We start from the raw sequence: 24,297 nt of genomic DNA on the forward strand, positions 1-24,297 counted from the left end.
TGTTATTATTGAACAGAATAAGATATAGAAGATTTGCAATAATAGGGCTATTATTAGCACTTATTTTGACTATAAGTGGGTGTACAAGTAATAAAGAAAATATTATTGCAAAAGTAGATGGAGATAATATTACAAAAGAAGAATTTGAAAGCGATTTTCAGGTATTTAAAAGGATTTCTGAGCAACAACTTGGGGAAGATGCTTTATCTCAAGTAGGAGAAGATGGAAAAACTTTAGAGGAAGAACTTAAGCAGAGAATAGTTGAAAAGTTGATTATGGAAAGACTTATAGAAAAAGAGGCAAAAAAAATGAATATTGAAATTGCCTCAGAGGAAATTAAAGAACAGATGGAAGAATATATTAGTGTAATCGGCGGACAAGAAAAATTCGATGAATTTTTAAATAATAGCCATATATCTAAAGAGTTTTTTGAGGAAAATTTAAGGAAAGAGTTATTGTTTAATAAATATAGAGAAGCTTTTTTAAATGATACTACAATAAATGAAAAAGAGGTAAAAAATTATTTTGAAAATAATAAGGAAGAATTAATTGTAGTTAAAGCATCCCATATATTAGTAAAGACTGAAGAAGAAGGTAAAAAAGTATTAAAAAAACTTAAAGCAGGGGAAGATTTTGCAAAACTTGCCAAGGAGGTATCAATCGATAAGACTTCTGCTATACAAGGTGGAAATCTAGGATATTTTGCTAAGGGAGATATGATAGCAGAATTTGAAGAGGCTGCTTTTGCATTGAAGCCTGGGGAGATTAGTGATTTAATTCATACTGAAGTAGGTTACCATATAATTAAAGTTGAAGATAAAAAGGATACTTATGAAGCCTTAAAAGATGATATAGTTATGGTACTGAAAGAAGATAAATATGTAGAAAGAATTAAAAAATTAAGAGATGAAGCTAAGGTTAAGATATTTTTAGATAGTAAGGCTAATAATACCAAATAATAAATACGGCAGTGAAAACGCTATTAAAGTAAGCGTTTTCACTGCCGTATTTTATAACGAACAGGAAAGTTCTGCTTTTATTTTTTTATATAAGAAACTTGAACTAAATGAGTTTCAAGAAAAGCCACCTCCAATGTTTCTCCACAAGATTTTCTTGCTTTAAGTTAATTACTTTAGGTACTTTAAGTTAATTAATGTAAATACATTAACCTAATCTTTGAAGGATGTATAAAAATTTCCTTTTAGTTAAATAATAATCTTACTACACAATTATTGTTATAGGAGGTCAACAATGAAAGCTACAGGAATTGTTAGAAGAATAGATGAATTAGGCAGAGTCGTAATTCCTAAAGAAATAAGAAGGACACTTAGGATTCGAGAAGGAGACCCTTTAGAGATATTCACTGATAGAGAAGGTCAAGTAATTCTTAAAAAATATTCTCCTATCGGAGAGTTAAATGAATTTGCCCAAGAATATTGTGATTCACTTCATGAAAGTACTAATCATACTGCCATGATATCTGATAGGGATTTTATAATAGCTATATCTGGTGGGTCTAAAAGAGAGTATCTAGAAAAGAGAATAAGCCCAGAGTTAGAAAAGTTAACGGAAGATAGGCGTACTTATTCAACAGGTGATAATAATAAACCTATGAAAATAACCTATGAAGATCCGAATGTAGAAGATTATATAGCTCAAGTAATTGCACCTATAATTATGCAAGGAGATCCTATAGGTTCTGTAATACTAATATCAAAAGAGCCAAATGCAGCTATGGGGGACTTGGAAATAAAGTTAACAGAAACAGCAGCAGGATTTTTATCTAAGCAAATGGAAAATTAATAAACCTACCCTTAGGGTAGGTTTATCTTTTATTTGTATTATTTTTTTAAATTCAATGATATAATATAAAAGATTATGTTTTAGGGGGAAATTTTAATGAATAAAAAAAGTAATTTTTTGAGGGGAGCTGCTATTTTAGGGATAGCTGGAGTAATTGTAAAGATTCTAGGGGCTATATATAGATTACCTTTATCTAATATAATAAAATCTGAGGGTATGGGATATTATCAGACAGCATATCCACTATATACTTTATTACTTACTATATCAACAGCAGGTTTTCCTATAGCTATAGCTAAATTAGTATCAGAAAGAAGGGCAATAGGAGATTTCAAAGGAGCCTATAAAGTATTTAAGGTTACACTTACGGGGCTTTTCATAGGAGGATTACTTACAGCCTTATTTGTATATTTTACAGCGGATATAATAGTGGAAAAGTCAGGGAATAGTAATGCTTACTATGCTTTAATTGCTTTAGTACCAGCCTTATTCTTTGTACCTATTATGTCAGCTTTTAGAGGATTTTTTCAAGGACATCAATTAATGACACCTACAGCTTTATCACAAATAACGGAACAGTTCTTCAGGGTAGCATCTGGCTTGATATTAACTTATTTGTTATTGGATAAGGGTATTCCTATAGCAGCAGGAGGTGCTTCCTTTGGTGGCTCCGTAGGAGCTATGGTAGGTGCACTTACAGTGATTTTCATTTACCTTCATAGAAGAAAGGAAATCATAGGGGAGTTAGACAAAACTACAATTGCGGTTGAATATGAAGTAAATCATATTATAAAAGATCTTCTTATAATTGCTATTCCGATTACATTAGGTGCAGCCATAGTTCCCATAATGGATACAATAGATGTTATGATTGTATTAAATAGGCTTCAACTCATAGGATATACAGAAAAACAGGCAAATGCTTTATATGGTAATTTAAAGGGAATGGCACAAACCTTAATTAATTTACCTCAAGTGTTTTCCATAGCTATATCAATGAGTTTAGTACCTGCAATATCTGATGCAAATGCTAGAAGAAATAAGAAGGAAATAGAATCCATTATTTCCTCAGGAATTAGAATTACTTTGTTAATAGGATTACCTTGTGCATTTGGATTATTTGTATTGGCAAGACCTATAATTGAATTACTATATTATAATAATGATATAGAAACTATAATTAATGTTAGTAATTCTTTATCCATTTTATCTTTTAGTGTAATATTTTTGACCATAGTTCAAACGTTGTCTGCTATATTACAAGGACTAGGTAGACCGGGACTGCCGGCAAGGAACTTATTTATTGGTGCAGTAGTTAAAATTATACTTTCATATACTTTAACAATTATACCAAGTATAAATATTTATGGTGCAGCTATATCTACCGTTGTAGCCTTTGGAATTGCAACTATTTTGGACTTAATAAGTGTAATAAAATATGCTAAAATAAGGTTAAGCGCTAAAGACATATTTATCAAGCCATTTATTGCATCTTTTGGTATGGCAATAGCAGCATTTGGTTCTTATATATTTTTAATGGATATTATAAGACCTAAATTAGCAACTATAGTATCTATATTAATAGGTGCAATTTTATATGGATTACTTTTAATTATAACGGGTTCTATTACTGAGGAAGATTTGATTTTATTGCCTAAAGGTGATAAGATAGGAAAAAAAATAAATAGATTTAAGTTAATCAAGTAGTTAACGTATTATAAAAGGAGAAAGGTTATGGGAAAAATATATGTAATAGGATTGGGACCAGGAAGTATAGATTCTCTTACTTTAGGTGCAATAAATAGGATAAACTCTGGTGATAAGAATTTTTTAAGGACAGAGAAACATCCAACTGTTAAGTATTTTATAGATAAGAACATTCCGTATAAGTCTTATGATTTTCTATATGATAATGAGGATAGTTTTCATAAGCTTTATGAAAAAATTGTTGAAGATCTAATTGAAGAATCAAAGAAATATTCAAGTATAAATTATTTTGTACCCGGGAATCCTTTAGTTGCTGAGAAAACTGTAGAAATTTTAATAGATAAAGATGTAGATATAGAAATAATATCTGGCATGAGTTTTATTGAACCAATGATTGAGTTAATTGGTAGAGATCCAATTAATGGTCTTAAAATAGTTAATGGGGAAGAATTTGATACACTAATGGTAGATATTAACATAGATATGATAATTACACAGGTATATAATTATAGAATATTATCTGAAGTTAAGCTTATACTATCAGAGATCTATGGTGATGAGCATGAAATATATTTAATCCATAGTGCTGGTATAAAAGAAAATGAGAAAAAACACTATATATCTCTTTATGAATTAGATAGGGTTAAGGAGGTCGGACCTTTAACTAGTATTTTTGTCCCAAAAATGGATAAAAGTCTTAAAAAGGTTTTTGATTTCAACGATTTATTGGGTATAATGAAAATATTAAGATCTGAGAATGGTTGTCCTTGGGATATGGAGCAAACCCATGAATCTATACGTCAATCAGTAATCGAGGAAGCTTATGAAGTAGTTGATGCAATTGACAAAGGTGATATAGATGGACTTGTGGAAGAGTTAGGGGATCTGCTACTTCAGGTTATATTTCATTCACAAATTGCATTTGATGAAGGTGAGTTTAATATATATGATATAACGTCAGCACTTGGCAGTAAATTAATTTATAGACATCCACATGTTTTTTTGAAAAAAAGTGTGGAAAACTCAGAAGAAGTAGTATATAATTGGAATATGCTAAAATATGCCAAGCGAAATATCACTAAGTTTACAGATAAACTAAAGGATATACCTAGGTTACCAGCTCTTATGACTAGCTTTAAAATTCAAGAAAAGGCAGCAGAAATTGGATTTGATTGGGACAATATAGAAGGACCATTAAATAAAGTAATAGAAGAGCATAAAGAAGTATTAGAAGCTATAGAGAGATTTGGAGGTGGTGATGAAAGAACAGAGGAAGAAGTCGGGGATTTGCTTTTTGCTATAGTTAATCTTTCAAGATTTTTAAATATAAACCCTGAGATAGCTTTAAATAGAACTATAAATAAATTTATTAATCGATTTGAGTTTATGGAAGAAAAACTAGAAAGTCTTGGCAAAACATTTGAAGAAATGGCTTTAGAAGAGATGGATGAACTATGGAATGAGGCAAAAATACATAAAATCCATTAAAATGCTAACAATTATATAATATAAAGAAGGATTTTTCAAATTTATATAGAATTATTTATTGAAAAAATAAAAACTATGAGGAGGAATTTATTATGAACAAAGCTGAATTAGTAGCAAGTATAGCAGAGAAAAGTAACTTAACTAAAAAAGATGCAGAAGGGGCATTAAATGCATTTATGAAAACAGTAGAAGAAACATTAGCACAAGGAGAAAAAGTACAACTTGTTGGTTTTGGTACTTTTGAAGTAAGAGAAAGAAAAGCTAGAGAAGGTAGAAATCCTAGAAATCCAGAAGAAGTAATTAAAATAGCAGCTTCAAAAGCACCAGTATTTAAAGCAGGAAAAGCTTTAAAAGAAATAGTAAACAAATAATGAAATCAGGTCTTTGACCTGATTTTTTTATCAGGAGGATAAATATGAGAATTGATAAATATCTAAAAAATGCAAGGATAATAAAGAGAAGAACCATAGCAAAAGATGCATGTGAGCAGGGCAGGGTATTTATAAATGAAAAACAAGCAAAACCAGGGGATGAAGTTAGAATTAATGATATAATAAAAATAAACTTTGGAAATGAATCCATGAAGATCCAAGTACTGGATACATCTGATAATGTAAAAAAAGATAATGCAATAGAATTATATAAGAAGATAGAATAAAGACTTTGTAATAAAAGTCTTTTTTTTCTCATAGATATTATTAGTTGAAAAATTGGAGGGATAGAGATGACTGAAAATAAAATCAAAATTAGAAATCAAAATATAATGGTTGAAGATAGGGAAAAAATGACAGTAACAGGTGTAGAGCAAGTAGAAAGTTTTAATGATAATACAATTATTTTAACTACAGTAAAAGGTGGTATGACAATAAAGGGAGAGGGATTAAATATAGCAAAATTAAATTTAGATGATGGTAGTGTAAAAATAGAAGGGAAGATTAATGGAGTAAACTATATGAATAAGGAAGGAGCACCAAAGAATATAATGGGGAAAATATTTAAATAAATTTATTTGAGGAGAAGAATATGGATACTTCATTAATGCTAGAATTATATATTTTTTTTACTGTTGTTTATGGGGGACTAATAGCTGGCTTTATTTATGATATATACAAGACTATAAGATATTTTTCTAAGCCTAGTAAGATTATTACTTATATAGAAGACATCTTGTTCTGGACAATTATTGCTTCGGTGCTTTTTTTCATACTTATAAAAATTAACTGGGGAGAAATACGAGGATATATTGTATTTGGATTTATGATAGGTGTTTTTATATATTTAAGGATATTTAGTAAATTCATCTATCCTATTTGTATAAAAGTTGGACGAATTGTAATGATGGTTACGAAAAAAACTATGTACTTATTTTTTTATCCCATTAGATGTTTAAGGGACAAATCTTTACCAACCATAAGAAAGATGAAGAAGATTTCTATAGAGATTGTAAAACAAAGGAAAAAGTATAAAAAAATAATTTCTACGAAAAAATAAAGGAGTTTTTAAATTTTTGTAGAATATTATATATTAGGTGGTGATACTATGGAGAAAAAAAGAAAAAAGAAAAAACTTAAGATACGACATATAATAATTTGTTTTCTATTTGGATACTTAGGACTTATTTTTTGGAACCAAAGGACTTTAATGAGAAGATTAGAAACTAAGAAACAGGCTATGGAAGTAGAGGTGAAAACCTTAGAAATAGAAATAGAAGGTCTAAACAAGGAGATAGAAGATAGTGATAGTTTGCAATTTGTAGAAAAGGTAGCAAGGGATGAATTGGGAATGGTAAAACCAAGAGAGATAATATATATTGATAAGAATAAAAAGAAAAACCCATTTTTGGATGCTTTAAAAAAGCATAACTAATTGACATTAAAAGATTTCTAATATATACTGAATTAAGAAAACTATTTTTAAGGAGGAATCATTAATTTATGCCGGTATCTGTAGGAGATGTAGTTGATGGTACTGTTACAGGGATAACAAACTTTGGAGCTTTTATTCAACTACCAGAAGGGAAAAGTGGACTTGTTCATATTTCAGAGATATCACACGATTATGTAGAGAAAGTAAGTGATCATTTAAAAAAGGATCAAAAAGTTAGGGTTAAGGTTTTATCAATTTCAAATGAGGGGAAAATCAGTCTTTCAATTAGACAAGCAAAGCCTAAAACAACGAAACCAGTTGAAATTGAGTGGAATAAGCCAGATGATAAACAGAAGTATATGTCCTTTGAAGATAAGATAAATAAGTTTCTAAAGGATAGTAGTGAGAAACAAGACCAGCTAAAAACAAGAGATAGCAGAAGAAGTAATAGTATGAAACAAAAGAAAATGAGTGGGATAGAGTTATAAAACCGGTATTAACCGGTTTTTATTTTTGTTTATTGCGATAAAATTACAAAATTAGACATTTAATAGAAAATATATAACTTAAGGAAGCAAAGGTTGAAAATACAATGATTGCTCCTTAAAGTAAAGGATATTAAGGTTTGTTTAGGAAAACTTAAGGTTATAGTATAAACCAATGATTTATGTCTAAAGTTTCTTAAAACCTACTGCCTAGAATTGACAAATTATTGGGACTTACTTTGTTAGTATTTAATTAAATACTAATAACAGGAGTGATTTTTATGATGAGGACTGATTCTTTAATTACTAAAAGGCATTGGTACAATATAGGATTGGAAGTAGATAGTAGTGCAGTAATAATTATGATTATGGGTTTTTTTCTAGCTAGAGTAAATATACTAAATAAATTGACTCCCTTTGGATTTGCATTTCTAGCTTCATACCTTATAATGAAAAATTTAAACATTCATCTACTTATAGCTGTAATAGTAGGTACTTTATCGCTGCAGGGGATAAAAGGTATAGGTTATATTTTTTCATATGTTTTAATTTATACTTTTTTTACTGTATTTAAAAAAGAAAAAACTTACTCTTTACTAAAGGCAGCTGTAGTATCTGCTTTTATATTTACAGGATTTAGGAGTCTAGGGATTTTATTTAGTAATACAATATTTATATATGATTTATTTATGATTATATTTGAAGGGATAGTAGTTTTTACTATGATTTATATTTTTTCATTTAGTATTCCTATAGAAGAAATTAGGGGAGCAAATTTAAATAATGAAAAAATGATTTGTTCATTTATTACTTTAGCATTGACTTTAGCAGGGATTAAGAATATTTCAGTAATGGGAGTTGAAATTAAAAATTTAGTTTGTATAGCTGTAATACTACATTTGTCTTATAATTATGGAGCGTTTTTAGGTGGAACTACAGGGATAATTCTAGGGATGGTAACATATATATCTCATCCAGAGATGCCTTTTATCATAGGTATATTTGGAATTACAGGACTTTTAGCTGGAATATTTAAGGATTTAGGAATATTTGGTTCAGTTTTAGGATTCTTTCTAGGAAATGGGATTATTTCTTTTTATATAAATGGTTTAGGAACTTCCTTTTTAAATTTTAAAGAAATAATATTAGCATCATTATTCTTTTTAATAACTGCGGAAAAGATGAATTTTAAAATATCTAAATTATTGACAATTGACTTTGATTTAAAAAAAGAATATGCAGAGAAGAAGGATGAAGTTGTAGTCAAAAAATTAAATAGGATGTCAGAGTTATTTAATAATCTAAGTAGTACTTTTAGGGAATCAGCAGAAGAAAAAGATTTTTATTTTACCAATGAAGTATATAGTATGGTAGATGGTATAGCTAATAATATATGTACAAGCTGTTCTAAACATGAAGAATGTTGGAAGGAAAATTATTATAAATCCTATCAAAACTTTTTCAACTTAGTAGGTCTTGTTGAGATGAACGGAATTGATAATGAAATGGTTTATTCAGAAGCGAATGATTTTTGTATTAGGGGAAGAGAAATAATAGAAACAATTGGTAGGGCTGTAGAAAGGTCAACATTAAATTATAACTGGCAATTAAGATTAAGAGAAAGTAGAATTTTGTTATCAGAGCAGTTAGAAGGTATTAGTAAGGCAATAGGAGATATGACAGCTAATCTCTATACAAATTCTACCTTTAACAAAGAAATTGAAGAAAGCTTATATAGGGATTTGAAAAATAATAGAATAGATATAAAGGATATCTCTGTTTTACAAATGGGAGAAGAAGATTTTGAGATATTTGTAGACTTAAATACTGCTATGGATGTAGGTAATAGACTAAAAACAATTATATCACAAAGTCTGGGTTTCCCAGTGGCAAGTGATACTAGTTTCAATAGCTTATCTAGTAAGAGGCAGAGATTTAAACTTTTAAAATCCAATAGATTTAGTGCTATAACTAAAATGGCAACAATGGGAAATTCAGAAAACAAAATATCTGGGGATAATTTCACATTTGGGGAAATTGATAATATTCATTATTCTGCCTTAAGTGATGGAATGGGTATAGGGAGAAAAGCTAACGAGGAAAGTAAGGTAGCGATTTCTCTTCTAGAAAAACTTATGGAGGCAAATATAGATAAGGATATAATACTAAAGACTATAAATTCTGTATTAAGGACAAAATCAAATGATGAGATATTTACAACATTAGATCTTTCTTTTATAGATTTATATTTAGGAAAATTGCAGATGATTAAGACCGGTGCACCGGCAACTTTTATAAAGAAAAAGGATAGAGTGGAAATAATTAATTCAAGAACATTGCCTGTAGGAATATTAAAGGAGATAGACTTTAATTTGTATGAAGAATATATTGAAGACGGAGATATTATTATTATGGTTTCAGATGGGGTTTTAGATGCAAATAGATATATAGATAATTCGGAAGTTTGGCTGAAAGACATTATAACAAAAATAGATAGTATCAATCCTCAAGTTATAGCCAATGAGATAATAAAAGAAGCTAGTAATGTAGTATTGAATACTAGGGATGATATGACAGTCTTAGTAACAAAGGTTTGGAAGAATATATAAGGCAGTGAATAGCTAGTGGTTTATAGTTAATAGTGTTTATAGTCACTCACTAATTTAAGGTTGCAATGAATAAAAATTTATTGCAACCTTAAATTTTGTTGACAATTAGGTTATAATAAAGATATAGTTCATATTAGTTTAGTAAATAAATTATAGGGTGATTATTTTGAAGGATAAAGTACTATCTACGATTAAAGATTATAATTTAATCGGTGAAAATGATAATATAGTTGTAGGTGTTTCTGGTGGACCAGATTCTATGGCGTTACTATATGTTCTACTAGAGATTAAAGATTTAATTAACTTTAATATATATATTGCTCATGTTAATCACGGAGTAAGAGGAGAAGATGCTAAAGCAGATCAATTGTTTGTTGAGGATATAGCTGGAAAACTTGGTTTACCTTATTATACTAAAAATGTAAATATGATTGAATATGGTAAAGAGAAGGGCATATCTTCAGAAGAGGCAGGAAGAGAACTTAGATATGGATTTTTTAGAGAAATTCTTGACTTAGTAGGCGGAGGAAAAATAGCTGTAGCTCATAATATGAATGATCAAGCAGAAACCTTAATTATGAGATTTTTAAGAGGAACAGGAATCGATGGTTTAAGGGGTATGGATTTTATAATCAAAGATATAATCAGACCAATATTGGGTATAAGTAGAAAGGAAATAGAGTTTTATATAAAGGAAAAAAAAATAGATACGGTATTGGATAAAACAAATTTAGAACCTATTTATAGCAGAAATAAGGTTAGATTAGAGCTAATTCCTTATATTGAGAAGAATTTCAATCCTAATATAGTGAATACTCTTTGGAGAACCTCTAGGATTTCTTCGATGGATAGTGAATTTTTAGAAGAGTTTTCTGAGTTAAGATACAATATTATAGTGAAAAATCAAGATAAACGTAGTATAATCTTAGATGGTAGTAAATTATTAGAGGAACATAGAAGTATTCAACAAAGAATTATAAGATTGACTATATTAAAAATTAATGGTTCTTTAGATGGAATTACTGAAACTCAAATATCCACAGTCATAAATCTTTTATTGACATTAGGAACTGGGAAGGAAGTTCATTTATCTAATGATATAGTTGCAAAATTAACTTATGGAGATTTAATTATTGAAAAGGGTATAAGTAAGTCTATAAACAGATATTCATATAAATTAAACTTTCCAGGATTTAATATTATAAATGATATAGGATATTCTTTTGATATTAAAATATTTGATATAGATGAAGATTTTATTATGAATAAAGATAAGAATACCAAATATTTTGATCTAGATAAGATTAAGGGAGAATTAGTTGTAAGAAATAGAATAGATGGAGATAGAATAATACCTTTTGGTATGAGAGGGACAAAGAAACTTAAGAATTATTTTATTGATGAAAAGATTCCAAAAGAACTAAGGGATAAGATTCCATTAGTTGTAGATGATGAAAATATTCTTTGGGTTGTGGGGTATAGGACAAATGATTTGTATAAGGTTACTAAGAAAACAAAAAGGATATTATCAATATATTATAATTAATTAACAATACATAACAAGGAGGATTATACAATGAAAGATATAATCAAAAGTATATTAGTTTCTGAAGAAGAGATTGAAAAGAGAGTAAAAGAATTAGGATCTCAGATTACTGAGGATTATAAGGATAAGGATTTAATTTTAGTAGGAATATTAAAAGGTGCTGTTATTTTCATGTCAGATTTAGCTAGAAATATAAACAAGCCAATAGGGTTAGATTTCATGGCTGTTTCATCCTATGGCAGATCTTCAACTTCAACTGGTGAAGTTAGAATAATAAAAGATTTGGACTTTAGCGTAGAAAATAAAGATGTATTGATTGTAGAGGATATTATAGATACAGGTTATACATTAGCTTATTTAACAGATAATTTGAGGAAGAGAGGTGCAGCTTCTGTTAAGGTGTGTACTCTTTTAGACAAGCCAGATAGAAGAAAGGTTAATGTAGGTGTGGATTATTTAGGTTTTGCTATTCCTGATGAGTTTGTGGTAGGATATGGTCTGGATTATTCTGAAATAGGAAGAAATTTACCCTATGTTGCTGCACTTAAAGAGGAAGTATATAGTTAGTAGAAGGTTGAAAAAACTATATAATGATGATATAATAAAAAGATATTATTTACTTATAAGAGGAGGGAGGATTTGTATTGAAGAGATTTTTCAAAGGTATTAGTGTGTACCTACTAATAGTGATTATTATAATGCTTTTAGTAACAAGATTTGGAAATGATGTTGAACAGATTAAGAAAATAGACGTAACTGAATTGGTAGGACATTTAAATAAGGGTAGAGTTGAAAGTATTGAAATGGAAGGAAATGAAGTGAAAGGTAAATTGAAGGATAAGACTCAATTTACAACTCTATTGCCTAATGAAATGAGATATACATTTTATTCAGATTATTTAAAGGATTTAGTTGATAGTGACAAAATACATTATGGTGCTGTACCAGAACCTACAACTCCTTGGTTTGTAAGTGTAATTCCAACTATATTGACTCTTTTAGTTATTGCAGTGTTTTGGTTTGTATTTATGCAACAATCCCAGGGTGGCGGAGGAAAGGTAATGTCCTTTGGCAGATCTAGAGCTAAGATGGTCAAGGAAGAAGATGGCAAGGTTATTACATTTGCCGATGTGGCAGGATTAGAGGAAGAAAAGGAAGAGCTAAAGGAAATAGTGGATTTTCTTAGAACTCCTAGAAAATATATTGAGATAGGCGCTAGAATTCCTACGGGGGTATTATTAGTTGGACCTCCTGGAACTGGTAAAACTTATCTTTCCAAAGCAGTAGCAGGAGAAGCAGGGGTACCTTTCTTTACTATATCTGGTTCTGATTTTGTGGAAATGTTTGTAGGTGTTGGAGCAAGTAGAGTTAGAGATTTATTTGAGCAAGCAAAGAAAAATGCTCCTTGCATAGTATTCATTGATGAAATTGATGCAGTAGGTAGAAGAAGAGGTGCTGGACTTGGTGGGGGTCATGATGAGAGGGAGCAAACATTAAACCAGTTATTAGTTGAGATGGATGGATTTGCAACCAATGAAGGAATAATTGTAATGGCAGCAACCAATAGAGCTGATATACTTGATCCAGCATTACTTCGTCCAGGTAGATTTGATAGAACAATTTATGTAGGGTTACCTGATGTAAGGGGTAGAGAAGAGATATTAAAGGTTCATACCAAAAATAAACCATTGGATAATGATGTTGATTTACAAGTAGTTGCTAAGAGGACTCCAGGATTTACACCAGCAGATTTAGAAAATTTAGTAAATGAGGCAGCATTACTAACTGCTAGGTTTAATTTAAAAGCTATACCTATGGATTTAATAGAAGAAGCTTCTATTAAAGTTCAAGCAGGGCCTGAGAAGAAATCCAAGGTTGTTAGTGAAAAAGAGAGAAAACTTACAGCTTATCATGAGGCAGGTCATGCACTTACCTCCAGACTTACTCCAGATACTGACCCCGTCCATATGGTAACTATTATTCCAAGGGGAATGGCTGGAGGATTTACAGCTTATATACCAGAAGAAGATAGAAGTTTTTTAACAAAAAAACAAATGGAAAGTAAACTTGTAACTCTTCTTGGAGGTAGAGTGGCAGAGGCATTAGTATTGGGAGATATAAGTACAGGAGCTCAGAATGATATTGAAAGAGCTACTAAAATTGCTAGATCCATGGTTACCCATTATGGTATGAGTGATAAGCTTGGGCCTATGACCTATGGTACTGATGATGAAGAAGTATTTGTAGGTAGAGATTTTGGCAGGACTAGAAATTACAGTGAAGATGTAGCAGCTGCTATAGATAAGGAAATGAGAACTTTAATTGATACTGCATATAATAAAGCAGAGCAATTGTTAAGGGATAATATGGATAAACTTCATAGAGTAGCAGAAACTTTATTAGAGAAAGAAACTATAGATGGTAAAGAATTTGAATCTTTGTTTATAGGAGTATAAAGTAGGTAATCCCTTTTAAGGGAGCCTACTTTTTTTTATGGATAAAAGACGGAATTGCTACATATTTATATATATAAATGCAATATTCCATTCATTTTTAAATTATATTGAAATATATGTTGCAAAAACCTGGTACTTATTACTATAATATACTATGAAGATAACTTTTTAGGTAAAATTTAAAATTACCATAATAAGGAGGTAAATAAGTTGTTTGATGATAAAAAGCTTGAAGAAATTAAGATGTCGGTAGATAATTGGGATAATGGGGTAGTGAAGAAATCCTTAGCTAAGTTTCCTGAAAGAAAGGAAAAGTTTACTACGGGCTCAAATATAGAAGTGGATAGGCTATATACTCCATTAGATGTAGAGGATATAAATTACAATGAAGACTTAGGTTTCCCGGGAGAATATCCATTTACTAGAGGTGTTCAATCTACAATGTATAGGGGTAGACTTTGGACCATGAGACAATATGCTGGATTTGCATCAGCTGAAGAATCAAACCAAAGATATAAATATTTATTAGAGCAAGGTCAAACTGGATTAAGTGTTGCTTTTGACTTACCTACACAAATAGGTTATGATTCTGATGATGGACTATCAGAAGGTGAAGTTGGAAAAGTAGGGGTAGCCATAGATTCTTTGAAAGATATGGAAGTTCTATTTGATGGTATACCTTTAGATAGAGTTAGTACATCAATGACTATAAATGCACCAGCATCTGTTTTATTAGCCATGTATATTGCAGTTGCAGAAAAGCAAGGAGTTTCAAAGGAAAAATTAAGAGGAACTATACAAAATGACATCTTAAAGGAATACATAGCAAGAGGGACTTATATATTCCCGCCAGAACCATCTATGAGACTTATTACTAATATATTTGAATATTGTTCGAAAGAAGTTCCCGCATGGAATACTATAAGTATTAGTGGTTATCACATAAGGGAAGCAGGTTCTACAGCATCACAGGAGGTTGCTTTTACGTTGGCAGATGGTATAGCTTATGTTGAAGCAGCTATTAAAGCGGGACTTGATGTAGATGATTTTGCACCAAGACTATCTTTTTTCTTTAATGCTCACAATGACCTTTTAGAAGAAGTTGCAAAGTATAGAGCGGCTAGAAGGCTATGGGCGAAAATAATGAAAGAAAGATTTAAGGCCAAGAGTCCAAAGTCGATGCAACTTAAGTTCCATACTCAAACGGCAGGATCTACATTAACAGCACAACAACCTGATAATAATATAATAAGGGTTACAATTCAAACACTAGCAGCAGTTCTTGGTGGAACTCAGTCACTTCATACTAATTCAAGGGACGAGGCTTTAGCATTACCAACAGAAGATTCAGTTAGGATTGCTTTAAGGACCCAACAAATAGTGGCTCATGAATCTGGTGTAACGGAAACAATAGATCCATTAGCGGGTTCTTATTATATTGAAAGTTTAACTAATAAGATAGAAGAAGAGGCAATTAAATATATAGAAACTATAGATGAATTAGGTGGGGCTCCTAAGGCAATAGAAAAAGGATATATTCAAAAAGAAATTCAAAATGCTGCTTACAGATATCAAATGGAAGTAGAATCTTTAGAGAGAATAGTAGTAGGAGTAAATAAATTCCAAATTGAGGAAACAGATAAAAAGGAATTATTAAAAGTAGATAAGACCGTTGAAATAAATCAAAGAGAAAAGTTGAAGAAACTGAGAGCGGAAAGAAACAATGAAGAAGTTGAAAGAACATTAAGTTTATTAAAGGAAAAAGCTAGTACGGAAGAAAACTTAATGCCATTTATATTAGATGCAGTTAAAGTATATGCGACGCTTGGGGAAGTTTGTAATGTGTTACGTGAAGTATTTGGAGAATATCAACAGTCAGTAATACTATAAATACATTGAAAAGTGAATAGTGAAAAGTTAACAGTTTTGATTCAAGCTTTTAGATCTTTTAATCTTTTTAACTATTCACTAAAAATGGGAGGTATATAAAAACATGGATAGACCAATTAGAGTTTTAGTTGCAAAGCCTGGACTTGATGGACATGATAGGGGGGCTAAGGTAATTGCAAGAGCATTAAGAGATGCGGGAATGGAAGTTATATATACAGGGCTTAGACAAACACCTGAGCAAATAGTTGCTGCTGCTATTCAAGAGGACGTAGATGTAGTAGCAATGAGTATATTGTCAGGAGCTCATAATCATTTATTTCCAAAGGTAGTAAATCTATTAAAAGATGAAGGAGTAGATGATATGCTTATAGTAGGAGGGGGAGTTATTCCAGAAGATGATATTCCCTATCTTATAGAATCAGGGGTAGAAGCGATTTTTACTCCAGGTACACCAACAAAGGATGTAGTAGATTTTATTACAAGTAACCTTAAGAGATAATAGGTGGTGTCTTATTTGAATATAAAGGAAGGTTTATTACAAGGTAATAAAAGGGCATGTGCTAGACTTATTACTATGTTGGAAAACAATGATAAAGAAGCAATAGATGTATTAAAAAAGTTATATAAAGAATCAGGTAAGGCTTATGTAGTTGGTATAACGGGGCCTCCTGGAGTAGGAAAATCTACTTTGACTGATAAACTAACTAAAGAACTTAGAAAACAAGGTAAGAAGGTAGGCATAGTTGCTGTGGATCCTACTAGTCCATTTAGTGGAGGAGCTATCTTGGGGGATAGAATAAGAATGAATGATCTTGCCTTAGATAAAGATGTATTTATAAGAAGTATGGGTACTCGTGGTTCATTAGGAGGTATGTCAAAGGCTACTTGGGGTGCTATAAAAGTTTTAGATATTTTTGGCTGTGATTATATTTTTATAGAAACAGTAGGGGTTGGGCAATCGGAAGTCGATATAGTAAAGACTGCAGATACTGTGCTTATGGTCATGGTTCCAAATCTAGGTGATGATATTCAAGCAATAAAGGCAGGAATAATGGAAATAGCAGATGTATTTGCCATAAATAAATCTGATTTAGATGGGGCTGATAAAACTAAGGTTGAAATAGAAATGAATTTGGACTTAAATGAACATAGTGAATATAGACCACCAGTAATTAAAGTATCAGCGGGACAAAATAAAGATATAGATATACTTTTAGAAAAGATTTTAGAGCATAGAGAATATCTAGAGAAAACCCATGAACTGGAAAAGATAAGAGTAAGAAATAATAAATTAGAAATATTGAAAATGGTAGAAGAAGACTTAATGAAACTGATTTTAGATAGGGCGGTTAAGGAAGATTTAATAGAAAACTTAGCGAAAAAGGTTACTCTAAGAGAAACAGATCCTTATACTGCGAAAGATGAGATAATACAGTTAATAACAGATTGACAATTGACATTAACAGATTAAATCTTGAAAGAATAAAAGAGTGATAGTTAGCATGACTAGATTATGCAAATTATCAGATTTATGGTTTCATTTCAATTATCAATTGAAGGCCGAAAACTATTAGCTGTTAATTTAATAATGAAAGGAGAAAATAAAATGGTTGGTAAGGTTGATCATATTGGTATTGCTGTTAAAAGTTTAAATGAAACATTAAAATTTTACGAGGATATTCTTGGAATGAAATGTGTAAATGAGGAAGTAGTTGAAGGGCAGAAAGTTAAAGTTGCATTTTTACCTATAGGGGATACAGAAGTTGAATTACTTGAATCTACTGACGAAGATGGTCCTATAGCTAAGTTTATTGAGAAAAAAGGCGAAGGAATCCAACATATTGCTTATAGAGTAGATGATATTGAAAAAGCTATTGAAGAAATGAAGGAAAAAGGAATTAAGATGATAGATGAGAAGCCAAGATATGGTGCTGGTGGTGCAAAAATTGCCTTTTTACATCCAAAATCAACTTTTGGAGTGTTGATAGAGCTTTGTCAAAGGGATTAGGTACTTAACAAAAGAAGGAGGGTAAATATGAAGGAAAAAATTGAAATACTCCTAGAAAACACTAAGAAAATTGAGCTTGGTGGTGGGGAGAAAAGAATTGAAAAACACCATAAGTCAGGAAAGCTTACTGCAAGAGAAAGAATTAATTTATTATTTGATGAAGGCAGTTTTGTAGAAATTGATAAGTTTGTTGAGCATAGATGTACGAACTTTGATATGGCAAAATTAGAGGCACCTGCAGATGGAGTAGTTACTGGCTATGGTACAGTTGATGGAAGACTTGTATTTACTTATGCTCAAGATTTTACAGTAGTTGGTGGGTCTTTAGGCGAGATGCATGCTGCGAAGATTTGCAAAGTACAAGATATGGCACTTAAAATGGGAGCGCCTATTATAGGATTTAATGATTCAGGTGGAGCTAGAATTCAAGAGGGAGTAGATGCACTGTCAGGGTATGGAAAAATATTTTATAGAAATACTATTGCATCAGGAGTGATACCTCAAATTTCAGTTATAATGGGACCCTCAGCAGGTGGAGCAGTTTATTCACCAGCCTTGACAGATTTTATATTTATGGTAGATAAGACAAGTATGATGTTTATTACAGGACCTCAAGTAATTAAATCTGTAACAGGGGAGGAAGTTACTCAAGAAGAACTAGGCGGTGCCAATACTCATAATAAAATATCAGGAGTAGCACATTTTGTAGATAAGACAGAAGCAGAATGTATTGAAAGAATTAAAGAGTTATTATCTTTTTTACCGTCTAATAATTTAGAAGTAGCACCTATTTATGCTATAGAAGATGATATAAATAGAGTAGAAGAAAGATTAAATGAAATTGTTCCAGTTAATCCTAATAAGCCATATGATATGAAGGAAGTTATAAAATTATTGGCTGATGGTGGAGAATTTTTCGAGATTCAGCCATATTATGCACAAAATATTATAACTGGATATATTAGATTAAATGGAAAAACTATAGGAGTTGTTGGTAATCAACCTAAGGTTTTAGCAGGATGTCTAGATATAAATGCATCAGATAAAGCAGGAAGATTTATTAGAACTTGTGATGCCTTTAATATACCTTTACTTAATTTAGTAGATGTTCCAGGATTTTTACCAGGCACTGAGCAAGAATATGGTGGAATAATTAGGCATGGTGCTAAGATGTTATATGCTTATAGTGAGGCAACTGTACCTAAGGTTACATTAATAGTTAGAAAGGCCTACGGCGGAGCTTATCTTGCAATGTGCTCTAAAGATTTAGGTGCTGACCAAGTATTTGCATGGCCAAATGCTGAAATAGCTGTTATGGGACCAGATGGTGCTGCAAATATTATATTTAAAAAGGATATCGAGAATTCTGATGATCCTATTACAACTAGACAAGAAAAAATTGCTGAATATAGGGATACTGTAGCTAATCCATATATTGCAGCTCAAAGAGGGTTTGTTGATGATATATTAGTTCCAAGCATTACAAGACCTAGACTTATTTCAGCTTTCGATATGTTAGAATCTAAGAGAGAAAGTAGACCTGCAAAAAAACATGGTAATTTACCAGTATAAAAGAGGTGAAATCATTGGGTGATATTATTAGCTTTAAAGATAGTTTAGTAATTACAGTATTTAGTATGTCTGTTGTATTTGTAGGGTTAGTCGTACTTGCGGTACTTATATCTGTACTAAAAAGTATAGGTGGCGAAAAAAAGGTTGAAGAGATTAAAAAGTCACCAGTACCGATTAAATCTAAAGAACCTATAGTTGAAGATGTAACTAGTATAAATGATGAAGAATTAGTAGCAGTTATTGCCGCAGCTGTGGCATCAAGCTTAGGAGTTAATATACCTGAGGTAAATATAAAAAGCATTAGAAGAATACCTCAAAATTCTCCAGCATGGGCAGCAGCTAGCAGACAAGAGCAAATATACGGTAAATTACAATAAAAGCTTCTATGGAAGCATAAATAAGGAGGCATAACAATGAGAAAGTTTATAATAAATGTTAATGGTAATTCTTATGAAGTGGAAGTTGAAGAAGTAGTATCAGGAAGTACAGTACAAAGGTCAGCGGCACCAGTAGCTCAAGCACCAGTATCAAAACCTGTAGCGAAATCTACACCAGCACCTGCTCCAAAGGAAGAGAAAAAGGAAGTAGTAGTATCTGCAGGACAAGAAGTTGTGGAAGCTCCGATGCCAGGAAATATTTGGAAGATAGAAGTAAAAGAAGGAGATAAAGTTAAGGCAGGGGATATATTATTAATTCTAGAAGCTATGAAGATGGAAAATGAAATATTGGCTCCTAGAGATGGAATAGTAGCTAGCATCAATACTACACAAGGAGCTACTGTAAATACAGGTGATAAATTAGTGGTATTAGACTAATTCCATTGAGAAAGGAAGGTAAGTTTCATGAATTTAGGAAATATATTACTGGAATTTTTCCAGAGTACAGGATTTGCTGCCATTACTTGGGGACAAGCACTAATGATTTTAGTATCCTGTGTACTACTATATTTAGCAATTGCTAAGGGATTTGAGCCTCTATTACTTATTCCAATAGCATTTGGTATGCTATTGGCGAATTTACCGGAGGCTGGTCTTATGGCACCTCCTGTTGTAAAGATTGCTCCAGATCCAATAACTGGAGAGTTAGTTTCTACGGTTGTAGAAAATGGAGGACTTTTATATTATTTGTATCAAGGTGTTAAACTAGGAATATATCCACCACTTATATTTCTGGGTGTAGGAGCTATGACTGATTTTGGACCTCTTATTGCTAATCCAAAGAGTATATTACTTGGAGCAGCAGCACAATTTGGTATTTTTGTTACCTTTGTAGGTGCAATTCTTTTAGGATTTACAGGGCCAGAGGCAGCAAGTATCGGTATTATTGGTGGTGCAGATGGGCCTACAGCATTATATTTAACATCTAAATTAGCACCTCATTTATTAGGACCAATAGCAGTTGCAGCTTATTCATATATGGCGTTGGTTCCAATTATTCAACCACCAATTATGAAAGCTTTAACAACTAAAGAAGAAAGAGAAGTAGTGATGGATCAGCTTAGAGTAGTATCGAAAAAGGAGAAGGTTATTTTTCCAATTATGGTTACAATATTAGTTTCCTTGCTATTGCCTTCGGCAGCATCTTTAGTTGGTATGTTAATGTTAGGTAATCTATTCAGGGAATCCTTAGTAACAGATAGATTGTCAAAAACAGCTCAAAATGAATTAGTTAATATAGTTACAATATTTTTAGGTACAACTGTAGGAGCAACAGCTAATGCAGAAACTTTCCTAACATTTAGAACCTTGAGCATTATAGCATTAGGACTTGTGGCATTTTCCATAGGTACAGCTACAGGAGTAATATTTGGTAAGATTATGTATAAGGTTTCTGGTGGAAAAGTTAATCCGCTTATAGGATCTGCTGGAGTATCAGCAGTGCCAATGGCTGCTAGGGTGTCACAAAAAGTTGGTCAAGAAGCTAATCCAAGAAACTTCTTATTAATGCACGCTATGGGACCAAATGTAGCAGGAGTAATAGGTTCAGCTATAGCAGCAGGGCTATTGCTGAATTTCTTCGGAGGCTAAAAGAAATTGACAATTGGGAACAAGGATTACAATAGATATTTTCTCTATTGTAATCCTATTTATTATTTAATAGTGAATGTAGCTTATTTCTTAGAGTTTTCTATAGTATTTTTTAGGAGCTTTTTATTATTATAATGTATTGTTCATATTTTAAATAAAGGGGGGAGATATTATGTATCAAGGTTATATAACTGATGTTCCGGGTATCAGGGTTGGTCATGCCGGGTCAGCAGAAGGTATGACAGGTTGTACTGTTGTTATATGTGAGGAGGGTGCAACAGGAGGTGTAGACGTAAGAGGGTCAGCTCCAGGTACTAGAGAAACTGATTTATTTAAATCAGAGAAGATGGTAGATAAGGTACATGCTGTAGTATTATCAGGTGGCTCCGCCTTTGGTCTTGAGGCTGCATCAGGTGTTATGAAGTATTTAGAGGAACAGAATATAGGATTTGATGTAGGAGTAACTAAGGTGCCTATAGTAACTTCTGCCGTGATATTTGATTTAAATATTGGAGATTATAGGATTAGACCAGATTTTAATATGGGATATATTGCAGCTAAAAATGGGGATGTAAATAATAATATGCAGGGTAATATAGGATGTGGTATGGGAGCTACCATCGGAAAGATTTTAGGGCCAGAAAATGCTATGAAATCTGGTTTAGGTTCAGCTACTATAAAGGTAGGAGAATTAATAGTATCAGCAATGGTTGCTGTAAATAGTTTTGGTGATATATATGATTATAGAAATAATCAGCAAATTGCAGGAGTATATGATTATGAAAATAATAAATTATTAAATACTATAGATATTATGAAGGATAAAAATAGAAATTTAGGATTCAATGTACAAAATACAACAATAGGTATAATAGCCACAAATGCAAAATTAACTAAAGCTGAGGCAAATAAAATTTCAGAAATGGCCCATAATGGATTTGCAAGGTCAATAAATCCAATTCATACTATGGTAGATGGAGATACTATATTTACCATGGCTACTAATGAAATAATGGCAGATATAAGCCTTATAGGGACTATAGCAGGGGAAGTAATGAGCAAGGCTATAGTTAATGGGGTATTGTTTGCAGAAGGAGTTTGTGGATTGAAAGCATTAAAAGATATTTAAGCAATTGATTTAGGTCATAAAAAATTATTATTGAATTAATATGGAAATAGAATTATAATGTTTTTGTTAGATAGCCAATATCAAACTAGAATTGGACTGGATAAAAGCTGAAATTTAATATTTTATCGACTGGTATCCAAAGTAAAAGGAACTAGAGCGGGAGGGATTTTAATGGTAAAAGAAAAAGGATTTAATGTAAGAAAGATGACCATTATAGGAGTTTTAGGTGCTATTTCGGCAGTTCTTGGTATGACTCCATTAGGTTTTATACCTGTAGGACCTACAAGGGCAACAATAATGCATATACCTGTTATAATTGGCGCAGTAATGGAAGGCCCTGTTGTAGGTGCTTTTGTTGGACTCATATTTGGACTATTTAGTATTTTTCAAGCTATGACTAATCCAACACCAGTATCTTTTGTATTTTTAAATCCATTGGTTTCAGTATTGCCTAGAGTTTTAATAGGGATAGTATCTTTTTATGTATATGATGTATTGAAGAATTTAGGCAAGAATAAGATTATGGCAATTTTATATTTGATTTGGATAGGAATTATAGGATATTTATCTTATGGAATATATAGCAACATAAAAACCTCACAGAGTATATGGTCAATCATAATAAATATAGTTCTTATAATATTAACTTTAATCATAGCTTACTTTGTTCAAACAAAGCTTAAAAATAAAGCTTTGGATATTATAATAGCATCTGCTATTGGTACATTGACCAATACTATGGGAGTTCTTTCTATGATATATTTACTTTATGCCGAAAGATTTATAGAGGCTATAGGTGGAGATATTTCTACTGCAAGAAAAGTCATTTTTGGTATAGGTGTGACTAATGGTATACCTGAGGCGATTATTGCTATTATAATAGTAACTTCTGTAGTTGGAACTTTAAAGAACAGAAGATAAGGAATGGAGTGTGAAATTATTGTTATTAGTTATAGATGTTGGTAATACTAATATAGTATTTGGGGTATATGATGATAAAGAATTATTATATGATTGGAGAATAGCAACTGAAAGAGATAGAACATCTGATGAATATGGACTTTTATTTGAACAAATTTTCAGATACCATGGATTAAATCCAAAGGAAGTTAAAAATGTTATTATTTCTTCTGTAGTACCACCACTTATGCATACTTTACCAGCTATGAGTATAAAATACTTCGGTATAGATCCTATTGTAGTAGGGCCTGGTGTTAAAACTGGAATGAATATAAAATATGACAATCCAAGAGAAGTAGGAGCCGATAGAATAGTAAATGCTGTAGCTGCTTATGAAAAATATGGTGGACCTTTAATAATAGTGGACTTTGGTACTGCTATTACCTTCTGTGCTGTATCTAAAGAAGGTGATTATCTAGGAGGTGCAATTACTCCAGGGATAAAGATATCAGCAGAAGCATTGTTTATGAGAACAGCCAAACTTCCTAAGGTTGAAATTGCTAAACCTGATAAAGTAATAGCAAAGAATACAACAAATAGTATTCAATCGGGATTGGTTTTTGGTTATATAGGTATGATTGATTATATAATAGAAAAGATGATTAATGAAATGGGAGAAAGTGAAAATACTGTAAATATTATAGCAACAGGTGGATTTTCAAATCTAATAGCATCTGAAAGCAGATATGTAAAGAATATAGATAAAATGTTGACATTGGAAGGTTTAAGGATAATATTTGAAAGAAACTAG

The 24,297-nt window shown here is 31.3% G+C and carries 25 protein-coding genes; all 25 read left to right on the forward strand.

What is annotated here, in order from left to right:
• Positions 1-8: 8 nt before the first annotated feature.
• Positions 9-959: a peptidylprolyl isomerase gene (locus RT714_RS11595; protein WP_313757794.1), complete on the forward strand. Its 951-nt coding sequence runs from the start codon at positions 9-11 to the stop codon at positions 957-959.
• A gap of 292 nt (positions 960-1,251) precedes the next feature.
• On the forward strand, positions 1,252-1,803 hold the full coding sequence (spoVT, locus tag RT714_RS11600) for a stage V sporulation protein T (protein WP_313757795.1): 552 nt from the start codon (positions 1,252-1,254) through the stop codon (positions 1,801-1,803).
• Positions 1,804-1,899: 96 nt separating this feature from the next.
• Complete coding sequence (locus RT714_RS11605) at positions 1,900-3,510, forward strand: polysaccharide biosynthesis protein (protein ID WP_313757797.1); 1,611 nt, start codon at positions 1,900-1,902, stop codon at positions 3,508-3,510.
• A 27-nt stretch (positions 3,511-3,537) separates the two neighbouring features.
• The gene (gene mazG / locus RT714_RS11610; protein WP_313757799.1) at positions 3,538-4,998 is read left to right on the forward strand and encodes a nucleoside triphosphate pyrophosphohydrolase; all 1,461 of its coding nucleotides are present in this window, start codon (positions 3,538-3,540) and stop codon (positions 4,996-4,998) included.
• A 92-nt stretch (positions 4,999-5,090) separates the two neighbouring features.
• Positions 5,091-5,369 carry an HU family DNA-binding protein gene (locus RT714_RS11615; RefSeq protein WP_072974222.1) on the forward strand — a complete coding sequence of 93 codons (279 nt, stop codon included), beginning with the start codon at positions 5,091-5,093 and terminating at the stop codon, positions 5,367-5,369.
• Positions 5,370-5,413: 44 nt separating this feature from the next.
• Positions 5,414-5,656: an RNA-binding S4 domain-containing protein gene (locus tag RT714_RS11620; protein WP_313757800.1), complete on the forward strand. Its 243-nt coding sequence runs from the start codon at positions 5,414-5,416 to the stop codon at positions 5,654-5,656.
• A gap of 66 nt (positions 5,657-5,722) precedes the next feature.
• Complete coding sequence (gene yabP / locus RT714_RS11625; protein ID WP_313757801.1) at positions 5,723-6,001, forward strand: sporulation protein YabP; 279 nt, start codon at positions 5,723-5,725, stop codon at positions 5,999-6,001.
• Positions 6,002-6,021: 20 nt separating this feature from the next.
• Positions 6,022-6,489, forward strand: coding sequence for a spore cortex biosynthesis protein YabQ (gene yabQ / locus RT714_RS11630; protein WP_313757803.1), 468 nt, complete (start codon positions 6,022-6,024; stop codon positions 6,487-6,489).
• A 48-nt stretch (positions 6,490-6,537) separates the two neighbouring features.
• A complete protein-coding gene (locus RT714_RS11635; RefSeq protein ID WP_313757804.1) occupies positions 6,538-6,864 on the forward strand; it encodes a septum formation initiator family protein in 327 nt (108 codons plus the stop codon).
• Between the two features lie 68 nt (positions 6,865-6,932).
• Complete coding sequence (locus RT714_RS11640) at positions 6,933-7,352, forward strand: S1 RNA-binding domain-containing protein (protein WP_313757806.1); 420 nt, start codon at positions 6,933-6,935, stop codon at positions 7,350-7,352.
• Positions 7,353-7,630: 278 nt separating this feature from the next.
• On the forward strand, positions 7,631-9,958 hold the full coding sequence (gene spoIIE / locus RT714_RS11645; RefSeq protein WP_313757807.1) for a stage II sporulation protein E: 2,328 nt from the start codon (positions 7,631-7,633) through the stop codon (positions 9,956-9,958).
• A 166-nt stretch (positions 9,959-10,124) separates the two neighbouring features.
• Positions 10,125-11,504 carry a tRNA lysidine(34) synthetase TilS gene (gene tilS, locus RT714_RS11650; RefSeq protein WP_313757809.1) on the forward strand — a complete coding sequence of 460 codons (1,380 nt, stop codon included), beginning with the start codon at positions 10,125-10,127 and terminating at the stop codon, positions 11,502-11,504.
• Between the two features lie 30 nt (positions 11,505-11,534).
• The gene (gene hpt / locus RT714_RS11655; protein WP_313757811.1) at positions 11,535-12,071 is read left to right on the forward strand and encodes a hypoxanthine phosphoribosyltransferase; all 537 of its coding nucleotides are present in this window, start codon (positions 11,535-11,537) and stop codon (positions 12,069-12,071) included.
• A gap of 77 nt (positions 12,072-12,148) precedes the next feature.
• Positions 12,149-13,960 carry an ATP-dependent zinc metalloprotease FtsH gene (gene ftsH, locus RT714_RS11660; protein ID WP_313757813.1) on the forward strand — a complete coding sequence of 604 codons (1,812 nt, stop codon included), beginning with the start codon at positions 12,149-12,151 and terminating at the stop codon, positions 13,958-13,960.
• A 210-nt stretch (positions 13,961-14,170) separates the two neighbouring features.
• Complete coding sequence (locus RT714_RS11665) at positions 14,171-15,850, forward strand: methylmalonyl-CoA mutase family protein (protein ID WP_313757815.1); 1,680 nt, start codon at positions 14,171-14,173, stop codon at positions 15,848-15,850.
• Positions 15,851-15,953: 103 nt separating this feature from the next.
• Entirely contained in the window at positions 15,954-16,349 is a 396-nt protein-coding gene (locus RT714_RS11670; RefSeq protein WP_313757816.1) for a cobalamin B12-binding domain-containing protein, read from the forward strand.
• 6 nt (positions 16,350-16,355) lie between these two features.
• A complete protein-coding gene (gene meaB, locus RT714_RS11675) occupies positions 16,356-17,300 on the forward strand; it encodes a methylmalonyl Co-A mutase-associated GTPase MeaB (protein WP_399326786.1) in 945 nt (314 codons plus the stop codon).
• A gap of 63 nt (positions 17,301-17,363) precedes the next feature.
• Positions 17,364-17,858, forward strand: a complete 495-nt coding sequence (gene mce, locus RT714_RS11680) for a methylmalonyl-CoA epimerase (RefSeq protein WP_313757819.1) — start codon at positions 17,364-17,366, stop codon at positions 17,856-17,858.
• Positions 17,859-17,885: 27 nt separating this feature from the next.
• A complete protein-coding gene (locus tag RT714_RS11685; protein WP_313757820.1) occupies positions 17,886-19,430 on the forward strand; it encodes a carboxyl transferase domain-containing protein in 1,545 nt (514 codons plus the stop codon).
• Positions 19,431-19,444: 14 nt separating this feature from the next.
• Positions 19,445-19,807: an OadG family protein gene (locus RT714_RS11690; protein ID WP_313757822.1), complete on the forward strand. Its 363-nt coding sequence runs from the start codon at positions 19,445-19,447 to the stop codon at positions 19,805-19,807.
• Positions 19,808-19,843: 36 nt separating this feature from the next.
• Positions 19,844-20,245, forward strand: a complete 402-nt coding sequence (locus RT714_RS11695) for a DUF2118 domain-containing protein (RefSeq protein WP_313757823.1) — start codon at positions 19,844-19,846, stop codon at positions 20,243-20,245.
• A gap of 27 nt (positions 20,246-20,272) precedes the next feature.
• A complete protein-coding gene (locus RT714_RS11700; RefSeq protein WP_313757824.1) occupies positions 20,273-21,457 on the forward strand; it encodes a sodium ion-translocating decarboxylase subunit beta in 1,185 nt (394 codons plus the stop codon).
• A gap of 172 nt (positions 21,458-21,629) precedes the next feature.
• The gene (locus RT714_RS11705; protein ID WP_313757825.1) at positions 21,630-22,586 is read left to right on the forward strand and encodes a P1 family peptidase; all 957 of its coding nucleotides are present in this window, start codon (positions 21,630-21,632) and stop codon (positions 22,584-22,586) included.
• A gap of 171 nt (positions 22,587-22,757) precedes the next feature.
• A complete protein-coding gene (locus tag RT714_RS11710) occupies positions 22,758-23,507 on the forward strand; it encodes an ECF transporter S component (RefSeq protein ID WP_313757826.1) in 750 nt (249 codons plus the stop codon).
• Positions 23,508-23,526: 19 nt separating this feature from the next.
• Entirely contained in the window at positions 23,527-24,297 is a 771-nt protein-coding gene (locus RT714_RS11715; protein ID WP_313757827.1) for a type III pantothenate kinase, read from the forward strand.

The sequence above is a fragment of the Tissierella sp. genome (genome assembly GCF_032104385.1).
GTDB lineage: Bacteria > Bacillota > Clostridia > Tissierellales > Tissierellaceae > Tissierella.

Excerpts from the sequence above, each read along its gene's own strand:
- RT714_RS11640 (WP_313757806.1), top strand. The coding sequence starts at position 6,933 with ATGCCGGTATCTGTAGGAGATGTAGTTGATGGTACTGTTACAGGGATA.
- RT714_RS11710 (WP_313757826.1), top strand. The coding sequence starts at position 22,758 with ATGGTAAAAGAAAAAGGATTTAATGTAAGAAAGATGACCATTATAGGA.
- mazG (WP_313757799.1), top strand. The coding sequence starts at position 3,538 with ATGGGAAAAATATATGTAATAGGATTGGGACCAGGAAGTATAGATTCT.
- spoVT (WP_313757795.1), top strand. The coding sequence starts at position 1,252 with ATGAAAGCTACAGGAATTGTTAGAAGAATAGATGAATTAGGCAGAGTC.
- RT714_RS11605 (WP_313757797.1), top strand. The coding sequence starts at position 1,900 with ATGAATAAAAAAAGTAATTTTTTGAGGGGAGCTGCTATTTTAGGGATA.
- hpt (WP_313757811.1), top strand. The coding sequence starts at position 11,535 with ATGAAAGATATAATCAAAAGTATATTAGTTTCTGAAGAAGAGATTGAA.
- RT714_RS11670 (WP_313757816.1), top strand. The coding sequence starts at position 15,954 with ATGGATAGACCAATTAGAGTTTTAGTTGCAAAGCCTGGACTTGATGGA.
- RT714_RS11615 (WP_072974222.1), top strand. The coding sequence starts at position 5,091 with ATGAACAAAGCTGAATTAGTAGCAAGTATAGCAGAGAAAAGTAACTTA.
- yabP (WP_313757801.1), top strand. The coding sequence starts at position 5,723 with ATGACTGAAAATAAAATCAAAATTAGAAATCAAAATATAATGGTTGAA.
- spoIIE (WP_313757807.1), top strand. The coding sequence starts at position 7,631 with ATGATGAGGACTGATTCTTTAATTACTAAAAGGCATTGGTACAATATA.
- mce (WP_313757819.1), top strand. The coding sequence starts at position 17,364 with ATGCAAATTATCAGATTTATGGTTTCATTTCAATTATCAATTGAAGGC.
- RT714_RS11685 (WP_313757820.1), top strand. The coding sequence starts at position 17,886 with ATGAAGGAAAAAATTGAAATACTCCTAGAAAACACTAAGAAAATTGAG.
- RT714_RS11635 (WP_313757804.1), top strand. The coding sequence starts at position 6,538 with ATGGAGAAAAAAAGAAAAAAGAAAAAACTTAAGATACGACATATAATA.
- RT714_RS11620 (WP_313757800.1), top strand. The coding sequence starts at position 5,414 with ATGAGAATTGATAAATATCTAAAAAATGCAAGGATAATAAAGAGAAGA.
- RT714_RS11695 (WP_313757823.1), top strand. The coding sequence starts at position 19,844 with ATGAGAAAGTTTATAATAAATGTTAATGGTAATTCTTATGAAGTGGAA.
- RT714_RS11700 (WP_313757824.1), top strand. The coding sequence starts at position 20,273 with ATGAATTTAGGAAATATATTACTGGAATTTTTCCAGAGTACAGGATTT.
- RT714_RS11705 (WP_313757825.1), top strand. The coding sequence starts at position 21,630 with ATGTATCAAGGTTATATAACTGATGTTCCGGGTATCAGGGTTGGTCAT.
- yabQ (WP_313757803.1), top strand. The coding sequence starts at position 6,022 with ATGGATACTTCATTAATGCTAGAATTATATATTTTTTTTACTGTTGTT.